Annotated in this window: 2 protein-coding genes; both read right to left on the bottom strand. The window is 55.8% G+C overall.

The window, feature by feature from the left end:
* Positions 1 to 6: 6 nt before the first annotated feature.
* Complete coding sequence (locus BN1044_RS05785; RefSeq protein ID WP_072307914.1) at positions 7 to 2361, bottom strand: type VI secretion system Vgr family protein; 2355 nt, start codon at positions 2359 to 2361, stop codon at positions 7 to 9.
* Positions 2354 to 3543: AAA family ATPase (locus tag BN1044_RS05790; RefSeq protein WP_139130896.1), on the bottom strand; the 1190-nt coding region annotated here is incomplete at its 5' end. The genes BN1044_RS05785 and BN1044_RS05790, both read right to left, overlap by 8 nt.

Here is a 3543-nt window from a genome sequence, read left to right on the forward strand (position 1 = left end):
ATCCCCTCAGTTGCTCAGTGATTTACTAATGACGCGTTTAATTTCGGCTATCTCAGTGCTGTTAAAATCGGGTGCGGAGAATGGCAGGTCAGCACCACTGCCCGGTACCAGATATTCCCCCACCTTCATAGTCAGGTCACCTTTTGAGCCGTGCTCAATGCCGCTGTCGCTGAGCTTCAGATAAGAGCCGCCACCATTCACCGTCAGGGCTTTTGGCGTGCTGATAATGATTTCATCGTCAGTACTGGTGATGGTCAGCGCTTTTTGCGCGCTCATGTCCAGTGTGTTGTGACGGGAATGCATTTCCACGTCCCCGAGGTTGGCGATCATCCGGGCGCCCGCTTTGTGTGCGAACAGCCCCAGTTCGTTTTCCGCGCTCATGGAGATGTTATTCATCGCCCCCATGTCGAGATGCTTACCGGCCGTCAGCATCGTATTCTGCGTACTAGTGAGCTGCAGGTGCTCACCCGAAGTAAGGGCAATCCCCTGTGGAGCCGATGCCAGCAGAACTGCGGCCTGTAAATCCGCAATGCTCTGCGTCACCAGGTTGTTCTGTGCTTGAATATCGCTAACCAGCGCTTTGGCTGCTTCGGCCGCATTGTTCAGTGCCTGCATTTCGAGGTTGGCCTGCTTGATACGGTTGACTGCCGGTCCCATTTCCAGCATCTGTCCTTCACCTTTTGCCTGCGCATCAGCAGATAGGAACATCCCCCGTCCAGCACGTACTGCACCGTATTCATCGGTGCGCAGTTCAAAGCCGGTGCCGCGTGGCTCACGCCGGGCGTCCACCACATGGCCGCCGTTAAGCTGTGTTTTCCCATAGGGTGTCGCCAGCTTAAAATGCTCTTCCTGGCGCTTATCTTCTAGGCGAAGTTTGTTGTCCCCCGCCGTACGCCAAACGTTTCGCGTGTGATTGTCGTGGTTAACGTGATCGGGATGCTCGGAGTCATGCTGGGCGTGGGCGATATACGGCCTGTCCGGGTCGCCACCGTCAAACATTACAGAAACTTCAGTGCCATCGAGCAGCGGGGAATGGAAACCATAGGTATCCCCGGCGTAAGGTTTCGCTAGGCGTAGCCACAGGTATGCATATCCCGGTTCGGTTTCACTGCGGTCAAAATCGAGTCTGACCCGGTAACGTCCCTGATTATCCAGATACGCATAGGTGTCATGTTTCTCCTCACTTTCCACTCGTGCTGGCAACGTGCCGGCAACGACAGGTCGGTTCAGCAATGCAGGGCGATAACAGACGGTCTCGCTGTAGGGGATCCCCGTAAAGTGCAACTGAAAGCCCTTATCACGAGCCCCGGAAGTCTGAACGCCAGTGATAACAACGCCGTCTTCAAGCGACTCAGGGATACTCCCCAGGGGCTCCAATACCTCACCAGGCACCAGCACCGGGCTGCTTGAACGCCCGGTGACTATCTGTTGGGCGTTCAGCAAACGCTCATGACGCAGACGGGCAAACCAGGCTCCGCTTTCCGGAGTTTCTGCATCCCCTTCACTTAAAAAAGGCTCCGCGTAGTGGTAAGTCTCACCGGTAGTGGCTCCGCCCTCCTGACGAACGGTGGCTGAACTGTCCTGCGGCGTCAGGGCTTCACGGTAGTTATAATCACGGGTGGAGACACTGCTGGTGACCAGCCGGTCTTCCGTACGCAGATCCCAGATGCTATCCTGACCGTTATCGCTGGTGCGTGAAGGTGGAATGAGCGGAAGCCTCACGCCAAACTGGTACTGCATCTGGCTGTCCTGGAAAATAACCACATCCTGCTCAATGCGGCTGTCCATTTCAAAACGCCAGAAGATACCCACCTCAGCCAGCAGGCGCTGGATAAATTCAAGGTCAGTCTCCCGCCACTGAGTAATCAATTCACGGACCGGATAAGGCTGTGATAATCGGAACTCAAAATCAGCCCCTTCCAGACCGTGAGAACGGAGTATCTTCTCCACCATTTCTGGAACCGACTGATTTAGATAGACCTCACTGCGCTGAGTATGCTGCATCAGAGCAATGCGCGGCACAATGCGCAGAGCATAGGTGATTTCATCCCCTGATACGGAGATCCGACGGAATGTATCCACCACGCCGTAGACCGTGCGCACTGGCACGGCCGGCGTACCATCAAACAATGGCGTCTGGAAAGTAAAGGATGCCGGTTTAAGCATCACTTCACTGCTGGCAATGCTTGCTGCACAAGTGACGGTAACGTCATAGCGCCACGGTTGGCTCAGGGTTTCACTGGCACGAAAGCGCAGGACGTCGAGAAAATGCGGGCAGTCATGCACATCCACTCGGTAGCGTGACAGACCCAGAGCTTCGTCAATCGCCTTTTGCGCCAGATGGCTTAAACTCTCATTCATTGCTCATCTCCTGCTTCGTTTTCCGTACGACATCAAACTGCAGCACGATCCCCTCTTCTTCATCCCAAGCCAGCGTCAGTGACCGTGGTTTCTGTTTGGCGGCCATGTGAGTGAGCAACTGCTGACTCAGTACCGGCAGGATTTGCTGGTTGAGCAGGCTGTCGACGTTGCGCGCTCCGGTATCCGGCAGCAGACAGGCTGCGGTCAGGGTGTCATACAGGCTTTCACCGATGTGGGTGTTCAGGCCGTAGTGGCGATTTAGGCGCTGACTAACTTGGTTGAGCTTCATCTGCACGATGATGCGCATCGCGGTTTCCGTCAGTGGGCGGTAAACAACCGTCTGGAAACGGGCCAGCAGTGCTGGCTGGAAATAGTCACGCAGGATCGGTCGCAGTAGTTCTTGCAATTCAGCCTCAGTGGCTTCCGGCTGTTCGTCCAGAAGCTGCATGATGTGGTCGCTGCCAAGATTGGACGTCATCAGAATCACGGTGTTGCGAAAATCAATTTCACGCCCTTCGCCGTCGCGCATAAAGCCGCGGTCAAAGACCTGGTAGAACAGGTTCATCACGTCGCGGTGAGCCTTTTCCACTTCATCGAGCAGCACCACACTGTAGGGGCGCTTGCGCACGGCTTCGGTGAGGATACCGCCCTGACCGTAACCCACGTAACCCGGCGGGGAGCCTTTCAGTTGGGAAACGGTGTGCGGCTCCTGGTATTCTGAGAGATTGATGGTGATAAGTGACTTTTCGCCGCCATACAGAACATCGGCCAGCGCCAATGCGGTTTCAGTTTTGCCCACCCCACTCGGGCCAACCAGTAGGAACACACCCTGCGGGCCGTTCTCAGAGGTCAGCCCGGTTTTTGCCGCGCGCAGGCGCTGGGCTATAGCGTTAAGAGAGATATTCTGACCGACCACACGTTGACTGATTTCATCTTCCAGGGTCAGCAGTTCAGTCTGCTCGTCCTTCATTAATGACGAGAGCGGCACGCCGGTCCAGTCGGCAATCACGTTGGCAACCGTGCGGGTATCGACATCCACCTGCAGCAGTGCGTCGCCCTGCTGCACCAGCGCCAACTGTTGTTGTAGGTCCGTGATATCAGCCTGCTGGCTGATATCCTGGCGGCTGGTCATCAACTGTTGTACCAACGCCTTCTCGTTGCTGAAACGCGCTTCCTGCTCCT

The organism is Hafnia alvei, from assembly GCF_900095695.1.
Taxonomy (GTDB): Bacteria; Pseudomonadota; Gammaproteobacteria; order Enterobacterales; family Enterobacteriaceae; genus Hafnia; species Hafnia alvei_B.